The 14,525-nt window shown below is 64.1% G+C and carries 13 protein-coding genes; 6 read left to right on the top strand and 7 right to left on the bottom strand.

All coding sequences use genetic code 11. From position 1 onward, the window contains the following. Positions 1-879 carry a tyrosine-protein phosphatase gene (locus HGK27_RS27230; protein WP_206243939.1) on the bottom strand — a complete coding sequence of 293 codons (879 nt, stop codon included), beginning with the start codon at positions 877-879 and terminating at the stop codon, positions 1-3. A 23-nt stretch (positions 880-902) separates the two neighbouring features. Then, complete coding sequence (locus HGK27_RS27225) at positions 903-3,260, bottom strand: TonB-dependent receptor (RefSeq protein WP_241127536.1); 2,358 nt, start codon at positions 3,258-3,260, stop codon at positions 903-905. A gap of 211 nt (positions 3,261-3,471) precedes the next feature. Here HGK27_RS27225 and HGK27_RS27220 point away from each other — a divergent pair, with 211 nt between their 5' ends. Beyond that, positions 3,472-4,719 carry a TetR family transcriptional regulator gene (locus HGK27_RS27220; protein ID WP_206243937.1) on the top strand — a complete coding sequence of 416 codons (1,248 nt, stop codon included), beginning with the start codon at positions 3,472-3,474 and terminating at the stop codon, positions 4,717-4,719. A gap of 4 nt (positions 4,720-4,723) precedes the next feature. Here HGK27_RS27220 and HGK27_RS27215 read toward each other — a convergent pair whose 3' ends face one another. Genes HGK27_RS27215 through HGK27_RS27200 form a run of 4 tightly spaced genes read right to left on the bottom strand, consistent with a single transcriptional unit; the run spans position 4,724 to position 8,678 of the window. After that, the gene (locus HGK27_RS27215; RefSeq protein WP_206243936.1) at positions 4,724-6,049 is read right to left on the bottom strand and encodes an acyl-CoA dehydrogenase family protein; all 1,326 of its coding nucleotides are present in this window, start codon (positions 6,047-6,049) and stop codon (positions 4,724-4,726) included. A gap of 27 nt (positions 6,050-6,076) precedes the next feature. Next, positions 6,077-6,826 (bottom strand): ABC transporter ATP-binding protein, encoded by a 750-nt coding sequence (locus HGK27_RS27210; RefSeq protein WP_206243935.1) that lies wholly within the window; start codon positions 6,824-6,826, stop codon positions 6,077-6,079. After that, on the bottom strand, positions 6,799-7,641 hold the full coding sequence (locus tag HGK27_RS27205; RefSeq protein WP_206243934.1) for an ABC transporter permease: 843 nt from the start codon (positions 7,639-7,641) through the stop codon (positions 6,799-6,801). The genes HGK27_RS27210 and HGK27_RS27205 overlap by 28 nt, the downstream gene beginning before the upstream one ends. Next, positions 7,638-8,678: an ABC transporter substrate-binding protein gene (locus HGK27_RS27200; RefSeq protein WP_206243933.1), complete on the bottom strand. Its 1,041-nt coding sequence runs from the start codon at positions 8,676-8,678 to the stop codon at positions 7,638-7,640. The genes HGK27_RS27205 and HGK27_RS27200 overlap by 4 nt, the downstream gene beginning before the upstream one ends. Positions 8,679-9,086: 408 nt before the next feature. On the opposite strand from HGK27_RS27200, the gene HGK27_RS27195 reads away from it, so the two are divergent. Continuing rightward, positions 9,087-9,455, top strand: a complete 369-nt coding sequence (locus HGK27_RS27195) for a YunG family protein (RefSeq protein WP_206243932.1) — start codon at positions 9,087-9,089, stop codon at positions 9,453-9,455. A 72-nt stretch (positions 9,456-9,527) separates the two neighbouring features. On the opposite strand, the gene HGK27_RS27190 is transcribed toward HGK27_RS27195, so the two are convergent. Further along, complete coding sequence (locus HGK27_RS27190) at positions 9,528-9,959, bottom strand: Rrf2 family transcriptional regulator (protein ID WP_241127875.1); 432 nt, start codon at positions 9,957-9,959, stop codon at positions 9,528-9,530. Positions 9,960-10,519: 560 nt separating this feature from the next. Between HGK27_RS27190 and HGK27_RS27185 the strand changes: the two genes are divergently transcribed. From HGK27_RS27185 to HGK27_RS27170, 4 genes are all read left to right on the top strand, one after another. Continuing rightward, positions 10,520-10,663 carry a hypothetical protein gene (locus HGK27_RS27185; RefSeq protein ID WP_206243930.1) on the top strand — a complete coding sequence of 48 codons (144 nt, stop codon included), beginning with the start codon at positions 10,520-10,522 and terminating at the stop codon, positions 10,661-10,663. A gap of 109 nt (positions 10,664-10,772) precedes the next feature. Next, a complete protein-coding gene (locus tag HGK27_RS27180; RefSeq protein ID WP_206245585.1) occupies positions 10,773-11,690 on the top strand; it encodes a formylglycine-generating enzyme family protein in 918 nt (305 codons plus the stop codon). A 12-nt stretch (positions 11,691-11,702) separates the two neighbouring features. Then, positions 11,703-12,689, top strand: a complete 987-nt coding sequence (locus HGK27_RS27175; protein WP_206243929.1) for a LacI family DNA-binding transcriptional regulator — start codon at positions 11,703-11,705, stop codon at positions 12,687-12,689. Between the two features lie 113 nt (positions 12,690-12,802). Beyond that, positions 12,803-14,515, top strand: a complete 1,713-nt coding sequence (locus HGK27_RS27170; RefSeq protein WP_206243928.1) for a sulfatase family protein — start codon at positions 12,803-12,805, stop codon at positions 14,513-14,515. The last annotated feature ends 10 nt before the right edge of the window (positions 14,516-14,525 follow it).

Genomic DNA, 14,525 nt, shown 5'->3' with positions numbered 1-14,525 from the left:
TTACTGCGTGTACATGCTGCGCAGGCGCGTCAGATCGGCTTTGGACAGGCCCATCTCGTCATGCAGATAGCCTTCCGCGCCGCCGGGGTGCTGGTCCAGCACATGCAGCGCGGATTCAATGTAGCTGCGGTCGGCGGCCATCATGGCGCGCAGCACCTCGGGCGGCATTTTCGCCATGGCGGCCATGCCGGGGTTGCTGCTGCTCGCATGCATGATCTTGCTGCCATCCAGATAGCGGTTGGTGAGCAGATAGTCCTCGATCACCGTCTCACGCGGCACGCCCAGCGCCGTCAGCACCAGAGCCGCCGCAATGCCGGTGCGATCCTTGCCCGCCGTGCAGTTGAAGGCCAGCGGCACGCGATGTGCCAGCAGCTCGCCGAACATGCGGCGGAACTGGCCGTTGAACTGGGTCAGCATCAAAGGATAGCTGGTGGCCATGGCGGCACGGGCCTGCTCCGCCGTCCAATGCGCCATATCGCCCTTGGGCAGGCTCTGCGCCATGTCGAGGTGATAGTCGTCACTCAGCACCTTGGGAGCGTGGGCGGCGGGCCAGTTCACCGGCTCGGAAGCGCGCTCACCCGTGTCGCGGAAATCGCAGACCACGCGAATGCCGCGCTTTTCCAGAGCGGTGTAGTCGGCAGGGGTCAGACCGCTCATCGCGCCCGAGCGGAACAGCACGCCCCATTTGACGGTGCGCCCGTCCTGCGTGCGATAGCCGCCCAGATCGCGGAAATTGCGCCCGCCCTGCAGCGGCAGCAAGCGCTCATGCGCGGCGCTCTGGGCCTTGGCAGCAGGCTGGGCCAGCGCCGGGGAAGCCAGCACGGGCGAAGCAACAAGAGCCAGCGCGCCCAGCAGCTTCAGAACATTACGAGTGGTCATGGATGATCTCCGGAAAAAAGCTTTCAGAACTTGACGTTGGCTTCAAGGCCATAGGTGCGCGCCTCATTGAACATCCCGTAGGTGCCCAGATACTGGCTGTAGGCCTTGTAGAAGATATGCTGCTCATTCAGCAGGTTGCGCGCCCATGCCGAGATCGCCAGCCTTGCGCCGCTGCCCGCCATGGCGATGTCGGCCAAAGCCAGACGACCGTTCATGATGAAGCTGGGGTCGCCCTTGGGCTGGATCGCGGGCGCCGGATCATTGGCGCTGACGTAGAAGCCATTGTCGTAATTGGCGTCGAGATGCAGGCGCAGCTTCGCACCCTTCAGCGGCATCTCGTAATCCAGCGAGCCGCTGGCCGACTGGGTGGGCGTATAGACCGGATAGATCTTCACCGGCGTGGTGCTGATCACCGAAACACCGCCCGAGACCACCGGATAGGGGTTCGCCGTGTCAGGAATGGTGACATGGTTGTAGGCATAGCTGGCGTTCAGCGTCAGGCCCGGCAGCGGGTTCAGCGTGAATTCCGCTTCCACACCGCTCAGATGGCCGGTGCCGGGCGCATTGGTGGTTTCCAGCGTGGTGCGGTTGCTGTTCTGCAGCACGCCATTCACATATTGCAGATAGCTGGCCGAGAAATCGACCTGCACATTCTTGTAGGTGCCGACATAGCCCGCCAGATTGAAGCGCGCGCGGTGGTTCCAGAACTCGGTCTTGGCGCCGATCTCGAACATGGAGACGGTTTCGGGATTGAAGGGCGCATAGGTCAGCGAGCGCGAATTGGCGCCGCCGGACTTGTAGCCCGTGCTCCACTTGCCATAGAGATGGATGTCCCGCGTGGCATCGACCGCCAGATTGATCATCGGATCAACGCGCGACCATGAGGCATTCAGATTGAGCGGTGCCACCACACCCGTGACGCTGACCGGCGTGGCGCCATTGATGGTGAAAAGCTGGCCGACCTTCTTGTCATTGCTGTAACGCAGACCGCCGGTGACATGCAGAATGTCACCCGCCACGGCAGGCGTGTAGGTCGCCTGGGCATAGGCGCCATAGCTGTCGGTCTTCACATGGCTGGCGCGGTCGATGGTGACGGCGTTGTAGTCGATCGACAGCACAGTGGCCGAGGTGCCGGTGGCATTCCACTGCATGGTGTTGGGCGCCTGCGCATTGTCCTGCACGCGCTCCTCATAGAACAGCGCGCCGGCGGCGAATTTCAGGCGCGGGGTCTCGCCGATCACCTGCAGTTCCTGGCTCAGCTGGTTCTGACGGAACTGGGCGAGGCTGGCGCGGCTGAAGGTGCCGCTGGGGCTGTAGACCGAGAGATTGGCCGAGCCATTGTCATACTGCGACTGGGTCAGCTCGCGATAGGCGCTGATCGACTTCAGCGTCAGATGCGGCTGCACCTCCCAGTCCAGCGTCAGGCGGTGGCCGTTGGTCTTGCCCACGCTGGGCAGTTCGGGCACGCCCACCGTCGCCACCGAGGCGCGCTGAGGCTGCAGCGGCTGATCGGGCGCGCGGGCCAGCGAGCCTGCCGAGATCGCCTGCACATAGGCCGAGGTGGAGGAGTCGCGAGAGGTATCGTAGGAATAATCGGCGCTGAAATTGGGCGCCGGCTTCCACAGCGCTTCGGCATGCAGACCGCGCTTGTCATAGGCGCCAAAGTCCGAGGCACCGGCCAGCGGGTTCTTCACCAGCCCGTCACGATGGGCGATCACACCGTCGACCTTCACGCTGATGTTGTGGAATTCGGGCAGGTCGAGATGGGTTTCGGCCTTGTAGCTGCCGTAATTGCCCGCGCCCACGGTGGTGCTCATGGCGAATTTGCCGCTGGGCTTCTTGGTGGTGATGCTCACCGCGCCGCCTTCGGTGTTGCGACCGAACAGCGTGCCCTGCGGCCCCTTGAGCACCTCGATGCTGTCCACATCGAACATGGCAGTGCCAAGCCCTTGCGCGCGACCCATATAGACGCCGTCGATGTAGATGCCCACGCCCTGATCGCGGGCGGGCTGGTTGCTGTCCGCCAGCACGCCGATGCCGCGAATGTTGAGGATCAGCGCCGAGGGGCGCGCAAAGAAGGGCGCCACGCGCAGCGAGGGGATCGCGCCGTCGCCCAGATCGAGCAGCGAGGTGACATGGCGGTTGGCCAGATCGTCAGACTTCAGCACCGAGATCGAGATCGGCGTCTTTTGCAGGCTCTCCGGGCGCTTTTCGGCCGTGACGACGATATCGGTCAGCCCCTGATCGGCATCAGCATCGGCGGCGGGAGCCGGAGCCGCGGCAGGCGCTGCGGCATGCGCGACGGCAGGCATGGCACAAAGCGCGAGACAAAGCGCGGTGGAGGTCCGCAACAGGCGGTTGGCGTGGCGATGGACGAGCATATGTATCCTCATGACGATCGGTTTCAGGAAGGCCTCTTCCCGTCGATTCGCCCCTCCAAATGGAACGAATGTATTTCAACCTTGTGACGGTCACCCCGCCTTGGCGAACATTTGTATCTCGCACGGCAAAAGGCTATGAAGGCAGGCTCAAGGACAAGGGCGGCCACCCGGCCGCTGCCAGCATGAGCATGGGAAAGCCTGCGGAACGACGATGAACAGCCCGGAAAATTCTCTTTATTTCCGCAGTTCTGTGCCACTGGAGCGCCGTCTGGTGGAGTCAGTGTGGCAGCTGTGGGAGACGATCGGCCATGGCGCCATTTCCGCTCGTGCGCTGGCCAGACATGCGGGCGTTCCGCTCTCCACGCTTTACAATCACTTCCCTTCGATGGAACAGGTGTTTCTCAAGGCTCAGGAAGAGGCCCTGATCGAGACAAGGCAATGGTGCGCCGCGCAATTGGAACACTTGTCTGAAGCCGTGACCGCCCCCGCCCCGGCCAGCGGATTGGGCACGATTCTGGCCGCGCTGATCGATGAATGGACCCAGAGCCAAAGGCGCCTCGCCTTCGCCTGGCGCGAGGGATTCTTGCTGGCCCGCCGCGATCCGCATTACAGCCTGCTCGGTCAGGGATGGCGCGAGGTCTGGGCGGATTTCTGGAAGACGGTCTGCGACCTGTGCGGCGCCGGGCAGCACGGCGAATGGACGAGCTTTGTCTTCGAGGCCGAGGCAGCGTTGCATATGCTGTCCTGGCGCCGCGTGCTCGATCGCGCCTGCCTTGAGGAATTATGCCAGGGCTGGGCCGCGTGGCTGACGGGCGGGCTGGTGGCGGATGGCCCATGGCGCCTTGCCGCGCGGCATCAGGCGCTGGCCTCGCTGCCCGATCTGCCGATTCAGGATGAGACGACCCAGCACATCGCCGCCGCCGCTGCCAATGTCGTCGAACGTCAGGGCATGGCCAGGCTGACTCACCGCGCGGTCGCGGCAGAGGCCGGTGTGTCGCTGGGTATGGTGTCGAACCGGTTTCGCACCAGCGTCGATCTGGTGCGCACCGCTTTTGATGTGATCTATCAGCGCCTTGCCGCTCCGGTCCATGAAACGCCCGCCGAGGCCGAGGCCGACAGCGGGATCAAGGGCAAGCTGCCCGATCTCACCGGCGAAACCATGCATCTGTCCAACCGGCTCGCCATCGAGGAGCTGATGCTGGCCGTGGCGCGCGACGAAGCCTTGCAGCCTTTCGCGCCACGCATTCGCTATCTGCGCGGCCATACCAGCGGGAAGGTGCTGCGGATGATCGCCGGGCCCGACATCGCGATCTCCTATCTTGACGCCGCGCTGTTTTCGGATCTGCTTTCGGGCATGCAGCGCGCCGGGATCGACCTGTCCTCCAAGGACCGGGCCAGCGTGGGGCGCGGCCACCTCAGCAACGTGCTGGAGATGCTGCGCCTGCCCGCCACGCTTTAAGCCCTCACAGGATCGGCGGAGAGGCCGCGTTGCGGTCCACCTTGCCTGGTTTGTCCTTCGCATTGCGCAGCGGCTGCACCGGCAGTGTGCCATTGACGGCAAAAGCGCCCACGATGCGATCGCGATAGATGCGCGGATTGTGCGAGGTGATGGTGCGGGCATTGCGCCAATGGCGGTCCAGCGCATGATCGCGGCTGGTGCCCGAGGCGCCCAGCCCGTCAAAGAGATCCGTCGCCGCACCCAGCACCAATTGGCTGACCACCGTCACCGCCTCATTGATCTCGACATCGGCGATGGCGCCTGCCCATTCCTCCGCCTCGACCTCGCGCGACTGGTTGTAATCATAGACGCGCTGCAAGGCCTCGGCCACTTTCAGCGTGATGGCGCCTGCCGCATAGGCCGCGCCGCGCACCTTGCCCACCACCGCGAGGATCTGCGGATCGTCCCGCGCCGCCGCCGCATTGCCATGGCCATAGGCACGCGAGCGTTCCTGGATCAGCCGCGCCACATCATTGGCCGCCGCCCGCCCGATGCCCGCCAGCGTGGCCAGATGCACCAGCTGGAAAAACGCCCCGACATAGCGGGCGCGCCCCTTTTCCGGATTCACCAGCTCGGGCGGCACCCGAACCTGATCGAACACCGTGGTGCCGCTGCCGGTCAGCATCTGGCCGAAGCCGTTCCAGTCGTCGATGATCTGCACGCCTTGCGCGCTTGTGGGGATCACGGCGCCGGTGGGATCGCCGTTTTCATCCACCGCGCCCATATTGGTCCAGTCCGCGAAGAGTGTGCCGGTGGTGTAATATTTCTTCCCGTCGAGCCGGTAATCCTCGCCATCGCGCACCAGGCTGGTGGTCACCGCGCCGACATTGCCGCCGGTTTCGGAAAAGCCGTTGCCGAAAGTATCGCCTGCTACGATGCGTTCCAGCCACCGGTTGCGGAACGCTTCGTGGCTGCTGTTGAGCAGATCCTCGGTAAAGCCGATATGCGGGCGCAGGATGTTGGTGATGTTGGGATCAGCCTCGGAGAGTTCGATCAGCAGATTGATCAATTCGGGCAAGGTCACCCCCTGCCCGCCATGGCTTTCGGGCACGCGCAGGGTGGTGAAGCGGGCCTGTTTCAGCCACTCCAGCTCATCGAAGGGCAGGCGGCGCCGGGTGTCGCGGATTGCGGCATCTTCGCGGATGCGCTGGAACACCGGACGAAAGGGGGCGGCCAGTTGCTCATAGCGCGCGCTGGGGCCGGCACCCCAGCCCTGCGCAATCTGCGATGCGGCCTGATCGGGGCGAAGGTCGGCAGAGGCCTTGCCGGGGACTGTGGTGGTTTGGCTCATGGTTGTTCCAATCTGCAAAAGGGCGGTTCAGAGGCCCAGCATGCCCAGAATTTCGGCGCGGTTTTGCACGAAGCCGCCATCATCCAGACTGCGCGGGCGCGGCGATGGCAGGGAGACTTCCTCCTCGATCCGCCCCTCGCGCATCACCAGAATGCGGTCGGCCAGCAGCATCGCCTCCTCCACATCATGGGTGACGAGCAGCACAGCGCAGCCCCGCGCCGACCACAGCTGGCCCACCAGAGCCTGCGCCTTCATCCGCGTCAGCGCATCCAGCGCGCTGAAGGGTTCATCGAGCAGCAGCAGATCGGGATCGCGCATCAGGGCGCGCGCCAAGGATGCCCGCTGTGCCTCACCGCCCGAAAGCTCCTTGGGCCAGGCCCGGGCGCGGTGAGACAGTCCCACCTCGGCCAGCGTGGCGGCGATGCGACTGAGCCCATCAGCACCCTTATAGCCCAGCCCCACATTCTCGGCGACGCGCTTCCACGGCAGCAGGCGCGGCGCCTGAAAACCCACGCCGCGCCGGGCGGAGACCAGCACATCGCCGCTCATCTCCTGATCCAGTCCGGCCAGAATGCGCAGCAGGGTGCTCTTGCCGCAACCGCTGGCACCAAGCAGCGCGACGAATTCACCGGGATGGATATCCAGATCGAGATCGTCGATCACGGTGCGATCACCGAAGCGCCGGGTGACGCCCCGCGCCCGCACCGCCGCGCCGCGCGGGCGATGCGGGGCCTCGATGGGCGAGGGGCTCAGGCGGCTTTGAAGCTCGGTCGCCATGACAGGAACCTTCCTTCCAGAAAGCGGACGATGAGGTCGGTCGAAAGACCGAGCAGGGCGTAAATCAGCAGGCAGACCAGCACGATATCGGTGCGATAGGTCTCCCGCGCATAGGTGGTGAGCGAACCGATGCCGGTCTGGCTGTTGACCGTTTCGGCCAGCACCAGCGCCAGCCACGCATGGCCCAGCGCGAAACGCAGCCCGATCAGCGCATTGGGCAAAGCGCCGGGCAGCACGACATGGCGCACGATCTCCCCCTGCCCCAACCCCAGCGTATGGGATGCCTCGATCAGGTTCTGGTCGATGTTGCGGATGCCGGCGAAGAGATTGAGATAGATCGGGAAAAAGGAGGCCAGCGCCACCAGCGCGATCTTCGAGGCCTCATTGATGCCCAGCCAGATGATCAGCAGCGGGATCAGCCCGGCCCATGGCAGGGTGCGCATCATCTGCACCGGGGCGTCGATCAGATCCTCGCCCAGATGCAGCAGGCCGGAGAACAGCCCGGCCACCACCCCTGCCGCAATGCCGATCGAGCAGCCGATCACCACCCGCGTGAGCGAAGCACCCAGCGCCTCGACCAACTGCCCGTCAGACAGCAATTCGCCCATCGCCAGCACCACGCTGCGCGGCGAAGGCAGGATATCGGTGGGCAGCCAGTTGAACCAGCTGGACAAGGCCCATCCCGCCAGCAGCAGCACGACACCGCTCAACCGCCGCAGCGAGCGCGGTACACGCAGCTGCTTCTGCCGCCCTGCCAGCGACGGGAGCCGCTCCAGCGTCGAGGCCGTTTCCAGCGCGGTGATGCTGGCCGTCATTGGGCGGCTCCGGCCTTGTGAGGCAGCTTGGCGTTTTCATCGGCCACAATGGCATCGAAGCCCGGCGCCAGATGGTCGCGGATGTTGAACGCCGTTTGGAACTGGCCCTGCTGGTGGAAGTAATCCACCTCCTTCTGCCAGCGATCCACCACATCCTTGTCGCCCGCCGGGAGGTAATCGGCATTGTTGCGCGAGACCGTCAGCCGGGCGGCAGGCAGCGGGATTTGCGCCTGTGTCGCCATCTCTTGCGCCCATTGCTCGGGATGGTCATTGACCCAGGCCTGGGCGCGGATGATCCGCCGCGTCAGATCCTGCAGCGCCTTCTTCTTGCGCGGGTCCTCCACCGAGGCTTGCGCCGCATAAAGCATTCCCGCCGTCGGCACGATGGCCCGCAGTGAGCCGATGCCGCGCGCATGGAACCGGGTCTGGGCCACCGCGGCATTGGGGTCCCACACGATCAGTGCATCGACCTGCCGGTTGACCAGCGCCGAAAGCCCGTCGACCGTGTTCAGATTGAGGATCAGCTTGCGATCCCAGGGCAGGCCTGCCTTGTCCAGCGCGCGCGCCAGCTCATAATGCTGCGCGGTGTAATAGGGCAGCGCGATCTTGCGCCCGCGCAGATCGGCCAGGGAATGCGCCGGGCTGTCGGCCGGCACCAGCACTTCCACGGCCTTGTCCGGATCGCGCATCTCCGTACCCGCCAGCACCGCAATTTTCGCGCCATTGGCAATGGCGAAGAGCACACCGGTCTCCCCGCCTCCGCCGATATCGACCTTGCCCGCCTTCAGCGCCTCGGTCAGCGGCGGGGTGGAATCGAAGACCGCCCATTCGATCTTGTAGGGCAGGTTTGTGGTCTCGCCAGCAGCCGTCAGCTGGCGGCGCAGGCCGGTCTTGTTGGGTGTGCCGACGATGATCGTCACATCGGAAAGATCATTGGGATCGCCCGAGGCCTTGCCATGATCCTTGCATCCGCCGAGCAGAGCAAGCAGCAACGCCGCCATGCCGATCAGCCGGGAGGTCGATTGTGTTTGCGCCATCTTTCAGCCTTACCGCAGGGGCCGCGAGCGCAGAGAAAGTGAGACGGAAACAGGCAGCATGCGACCCTCCTTGGCAACGCATCGACCTATATATCCTAGTTTGCAGATAGGTAATGTAAATATTCTTCTTGCCCGGCAAGCGCGGATTGCCTCAGAACGGCCAGAGCCCCTCGCCCTGCCCGATGATCGGGGCAAACAAACCATCGGCCCGCCGAAGAGGATGTTGCGTTGGCGGGCGCTTTTTTGCCGATGGCCCCATCAATATCCTGCCGGATCTCCGCCTGATCCTCGGGCCGTAGACAGGCCCCATCGAACACCGTCTCGATCTTGTCATGGCACGCAGAGAACGCCTGTCTTCCGCCGGCAGCGCATGATAGTCACCGGCGGCCCCTCAATGTCGGATGCCCTATGACCGCGATATCGGAAAAGCCTTTCAACCACCCCATCGCGTTATACCGCGCGCTCCGCAGCGCATGGTCGGCTGAAACGGCGAGCCCTCCGGCAAGCTGGTCCGCCGACAATCCCGCGAAGAACCATTGCAGCGTCACCGCCCTGATCGTTCAGGACCATTTCGGTGGCGACATCCTCTCGACCAGGACGGTGGGCGGCACACATTTCTACAATCTTATCGACGGCACACGGTGGGATTTGACGGTCAGCCAATTTGCCGAACCCATCCCCTTTGACGACACCCCCCCCTCCCGCGAAGCCGCGATGAGCGATACGACACCGGACAAATATCGCATCATCACAGAACGACTTCAGCGCGGAGGATAAGCCCGCGCGGGCCGGTGATCAGGGCTGCTGCATGGGGCCGTGAAACGCCCGTCGATGCTGGCGCCCCTGCTGTTAAGAAGCGATCCCCGACATATCGCCGTGCGGCGGCGCGATGCAAAGCGCATCGAACTGTTGCGCCAACCGGGCAAGCGTCACCGCACCAAACCGCGCGATCAGCAAGGCCTCCGCATCGCGCAGGGCATCCTCCACTGCGGCATTGACGACCTTCTCCACCGCGCAGGCCGGATTGGCATGCTCATTGCCGATGGCGAAAATGCGCGGCCCGCCGACAGCGCGGTGAATGTCGAGCAGCGTGACCCTTTCCAGATCCGCGCAGATCACCCAGCCGCCGCCATGTCCCTTTTCGGACCGAACATAGCCTTCCTCGCGGAGCCCCGCCATGGTGCGGCGGACCACAACGGCATTGGTGCCCAGCATCCGCGCGATCGCCTCGGAGGTCAGCGGGCCATCATGCCGCGCCATATGGAGCAGCACATGGAGCATGCGGGAAAGGCGGCTGTCATTGCGCACGCGAACCTCTTGTACATCGCGGCCCGGATTGGCAAGTGCGATGAATCACGACACTTATCATGTTACATTTTTCACGAAACATAGCCATACGAGGGTTCGAGAACCCCGATCACTGGGATACCGCCGCCCGGCATGACGAAAAGACGGCCCATCCTTTTACGACGGCGACGCCCTATGACATGGTGGGCACCTACAAAAAGGATGCCTCGCGCTACTTTGGCGGCACGATTTCCTACCACTTCCGCTAACACTCCGGGACGGCGTGCAAACTCTTGTGCGCTGCCCATGTCTTCTTCGGGAGCCTGCACCTGATGCTCGCCCGCTTGCCACCGCGCTTCTGCTGCCTCTGGTTTCGCTTGCCCTGTGCGGCGCGAAGGATGCGCCCGGCTGGCGCGCATAACGCTTGAAGAGAAAGGTCGGCACGCTGCTGCATGGCTCACTGCCCGCGCCGGACTCGGGCATCGGCGCCTCGACCGAGGGCTATGACCGGCCTGCGATCCTCACCAATGTGAAGGACCGCGCAGACGCCCTGCTTGGCCGTCTTCGGCGCCAGCGATGCGGCGCTGCTCGATGTGGTGGCCGGCAAGGCGGTGGCGCGCGGGCATCTGCCCTTCGAACTGCCCTCCTCCATGGCGGCGCTGAACCGCTCTACCTGCGTGGTGTCGGGATCGTGCTGAGCGCGCGTCCATGATGGTGCGGGGGATGGTTGTCGCCCCCCGCCATCTCGCCTAGAGGTTAACGATGGTCATGGAACTCAGCGCAGCATCCCGCCCCATTCCCGAAGGCATGGTGGCGATTCCCGGTGGCACCTTCACCATGGGATCGACCGCCTTCTATCCCGAGGAAGCGCCGCTGCGCCGGGTGAAGGTCGATCCCTTCTGGATCGATAAAGTGCCCGTGACCAACGCCGACTTCGCCCGTTTTGTGGCGGCAACCGGCTACCAGACCTTCGCCGAGATCGCGCCCGATCCCGCGCAATACCCCGGCATGGACCCGGCTCTGGCAGTGCCGGGCTCGGCGGTGTTCATGATGACGGACAGGCCGGTGGACACCTCCGATCCGTCGCAATGGTGGCGCTGGATGCCCGGTGCGGACTGGCGCCACCCCACCGGGCCTGACAGCGGCATCGAGGATCTGATGGACCATCCGGTCGTGCACGTGGTGCATCAGGATGCCGCCGCCTATGCCGCCTGGGCGGGCAAGGCGCTGCCCACCGAGGCCGAGTTCGAGTTTGCCGCGCGCGGTGGTCTGGTCGACAAGGAATTTGCCTGGGGCGATGAGCTGACGCCGGGCGGCGTGCATCAGGCCAACACCTGGCAGGGGCTGTTTCCCTTTGCCAATCTGGCTGAGGATGGCTGGGTCCGCACCAGCCCGGTGAGAGCCTTTCCGGCGAATGGCTATGGCGTTTTCGACATGATCGGCAATGTCTGGGAATGGTGCGAGGATTGGTGGAGCCTGCCCGAAACCGCCCAAAAGAAAGCCAAATCCGCCTGCTGCGCCGTCAGCAATCCGCGCGGCGGCTTTCGCGCCAAAAGCTTCGACCCGGCCAGCCCTCAGGTCAAGATTCCGCGCAAGGTGCTGAAGGGCGGATCGCATCTTTGCGCGCCCAGCTATTGCCAGCGCTATCGCCCCGCCGCGCGCCACCCGCAAAGCGTGGACAGCTCCACCAGCCATATCGGCTTTCGCTGCGTGGTGCGCGGTTAGGGTTGCCCGGTCATGGCCACCATCAAGGATGTCGCCGAAAAGTCGGGCATTTCGATCAAGACCGTCTCGCGCGTGCTCAACGGCGTGGAAACGGTGCGCCCGAATGTGCGCGCCAAGGTGGAAGCCGCAATCCGCGACCTCAACTACCGCCCGGCGCTGGCCGCACGGCAACTGGTGAGCGGCAAGACCTATATCCTCGTCATTCTGGTGCCCGATGTGGCGGCCTGGTATTATTCGCGCATGCTGCTGGCCATGGCGCAGGCCTGCCGCGCGGTGGGCTGGCATCTGGTGGTGGAGGTCTTCGACCGGCAAGCGCTTGAAGGGGATGAGGATTGGGCGATCACCCTGTCCTGCAACGCCGATGCGGTGATCGTGCTGCCACCATGGTCGGACCATCCCCAAATGCTGCGCTCGCTGGAGAGGCTGGGTCTGCCTGCGGTGCGGGTTGCCGCGCAGGCGCAGGGCTATGGCATGGTGTTGGATGTGCATGACCGGGCGGTTTCGGCGCAGCTGGTCACGCATCTGATCGCGCAGGGGCATGAGCGGATCGCGATGATCGCCCCGCCCTCGCCCCATTTCGCTTCCGAGCAGCGCCATCTGGGCTATCGCGACGCCATGGCGGCAGCGGGGCTGGAGGCACCCGCGCACTATCTGATCCGCAGCACCATGACCTTCGAAAGCGGGCAGGATGCCTTTGCGCAGCTGATCACACTGCCCCAGCGCCCCACCGCCATTGTGGCCGTCAATGATGCCACGGCGCTGGGCGCCATGACCGCCGCGCTGCGCCAAGGCCTTCGCGTGCCTCAGGATCTGGCCGTCACCGGTTTCGACAATTCGAACGAAAGCCGCTGCTCGCTGCCGCCGCTCACCACGGTGGAGCAGCCTTTCGAACAGATCGCCCGCGCCGCCGTGCTGATGGCCATCGACCGCGAGGACACGCCGGGTGACGCCATCGGTCCGCGCATCATCCTGCGAGAATCGACCGAGGGCATCGCCTGAGTTCCAGCGATAGTATTTGACAAAATACCAACGATGGTATTTTTGATGGTCAGAGGATTCTGAACGCCGCCATCACGCCTGCGCGCGGCGCAAACCATCGAACGGACCCGCCCATGTCGCTTCTGCGCAAGACCCTGAGCACCGCTGCTGCCACCTTCGCCGCCATGGCGCTGATCCCCTCCACCGCTCCGGCCCAAACGGCGGCGCCAACCACCGCTCCTGTTGCGCAGCATCCGCGCAACATCATCTTCGTGCTGGTGGATGATCTGCGCTTTGACGCCATGGGCTTTCTGCAACCCAAGGGGCTGGTCCACACCCCCAACATCGATGCCATGGCCGCGCAGGGCACCTATTTCCCCAATGGCGTCACCACATCCTCGCTGTGCAGCCCGGCGCGCGCCAGCATTCTGACCGGCATGACCGCGCGCAACCATGGCGTGGTGGACAACAACAATTCTTCCGAAGCCGGGCTGACCTTCTTCCCCGCCTATCTGCAACAGGTGGGCTATCAGACCGGTTTCTTCGGCAAGTGGCATATGGGCAATGACACCGATGCCCCGCGCCCTGGCTTCGACAAATGGGTCAGCTTCAAGGGTCAGGGCCATTACTATCCCACCACCGATCTGCCCCCCGCCGCCATCGCTGCGGGCAAGGTCAACATGCTCAATGTGGACGGCAAGGAGGTCGCGCAGAAAGGCTATATCACCGACGAGCTGACCGATTATGCCATGAACTGGCTGACCAAAGAGCGCGATCCCAAGAAACCCTTCTTCCTCTATCTCAGCCACAAGGCGGTGCATTCCGATCCGCTGCCGCCGGTGCGTTACGTTCATCAGTATGACAAGACGCAATTCACCCTGCCCGCCAGCTGGGCCAATACGCCCGAGAACTATGCGGGCAAGCCGCGCTGGGTCTATGATCAGCGCAACAGCTGGCACGGCATCGACTTCTTCTACAATTCCGACATGAAGATGACGGAATATCTGAAGTATTATTACGGCACGCTCTCCGGCGTGGATGACAGTCTGGGACGCATCATGGCCTATCTGAAGGCCAATCATCTGGAGAAGGACACGCTGGTCGTCTTCACCAGCGACAATGGTTTCATGATCGGCGACCATGGGTTGATCGACAAGCGCGCCGCCTATGAAGCCTCGCAGCGGGTGCCGCTGGTGATGTGGGAGCCGGGCACCGTGCCTGCCGGTGTGGTCAACACGGGCCGCGTGCGCGGTCTGGATTTCGCGCCGACCTTCCTCGACATCGCGGGCGTGAAAGAGGTGCCCAAACAGTTCGAAGGGCAGGACGCCTGGGGACTGATCAACGGCAGCATCAAGCCCGCTGACTGGAAGCCCAGCGATTTCGTCTATGAATATTACTGGGAATGGAGCTTCCCCGAAACGCCGACGACTTTCGCCATCACGCGCGGCACGATGAAATACATCCAGTACCACGGCATCTACGATCGCGACGAACTCTATGACCTCGCCGCCGATCCCACCGAGATGCATAATCTGGCCGAGGACCCCGCGCATCTGGCCGACAAGATCGCGCTGCGCAAGGCGCTCTACACCCAACTCGCCAACCGCGAGGGCAAGCACGCCATCCCCTTCACCGAGCGTCAGGCGATCGGCGCGGTGCGGCGCAGCAAGACCGGCACCGGCGCGGCGCCCTTCCCCGCCGAATGGCTGGTGGAGCCCAACCGCGTGGACCGCATCGACGATATCCTGCCCGACAGCCTGGCCAAGCAGGCCGCGCATCAGGCGGGCAAGCCCTTCGTCAACATGCCCACCGTCGATCAGCAGCTGAAGAGCATTCCGGAAAAGTGATGTCGGTTGG

Source organism: Novosphingobium terrae, from assembly GCF_017163935.1.
Taxonomy (GTDB): Bacteria; Pseudomonadota; Alphaproteobacteria; order Sphingomonadales; family Sphingomonadaceae; genus Novosphingobium; species Novosphingobium terrae.
The sequence above is the reverse complement of the archived record's forward strand: the minus strand, read 5'-3'. Positions and strand labels throughout refer to the sequence as shown.

Bases quoted from the DNA above. Each gene is read 5' to 3' on its own strand.
- HGK27_RS27230 (WP_206243939.1), bottom strand. From the start codon at position 879: ATGACCACTCGTAATGTTCTGAAGCTGCTGGGCGCGCTGGCTCTTGTT.
- HGK27_RS27225 (WP_241127536.1), bottom strand. From the start codon at position 3,260: ATGCTCGTCCATCGCCACGCCAACCGCCTGTTGCGGACCTCCACCGCG.
- HGK27_RS27220 (WP_206243937.1), top strand. From the start codon at position 3,472: ATGAACAGCCCGGAAAATTCTCTTTATTTCCGCAGTTCTGTGCCACTG.
- HGK27_RS27215 (WP_206243936.1), bottom strand. From the start codon at position 6,049: ATGAGCCAAACCACCACAGTCCCCGGCAAGGCCTCTGCCGACCTTCGC.
- HGK27_RS27210 (WP_206243935.1), bottom strand. From the start codon at position 6,826: ATGGCGACCGAGCTTCAAAGCCGCCTGAGCCCCTCGCCCATCGAGGCC.
- HGK27_RS27205 (WP_206243934.1), bottom strand. From the start codon at position 7,641: ATGACGGCCAGCATCACCGCGCTGGAAACGGCCTCGACGCTGGAGCGG.
- HGK27_RS27200 (WP_206243933.1), bottom strand. From the start codon at position 8,678: ATGGCGCAAACACAATCGACCTCCCGGCTGATCGGCATGGCGGCGTTG.
- HGK27_RS27195 (WP_206243932.1), top strand. From the start codon at position 9,087: ATGACCGCGATATCGGAAAAGCCTTTCAACCACCCCATCGCGTTATAC.
- HGK27_RS27190 (WP_241127875.1), bottom strand. From the start codon at position 9,959: ATGCTCCATGTGCTGCTCCATATGGCGCGGCATGATGGCCCGCTGACC.
- HGK27_RS27180 (WP_206245585.1), top strand. From the start codon at position 10,773: ATGGTGGCGATTCCCGGTGGCACCTTCACCATGGGATCGACCGCCTTC.
- HGK27_RS27175 (WP_206243929.1), top strand. From the start codon at position 11,703: ATGGCCACCATCAAGGATGTCGCCGAAAAGTCGGGCATTTCGATCAAG.
- HGK27_RS27170 (WP_206243928.1), top strand. From the start codon at position 12,803: ATGTCGCTTCTGCGCAAGACCCTGAGCACCGCTGCTGCCACCTTCGCC.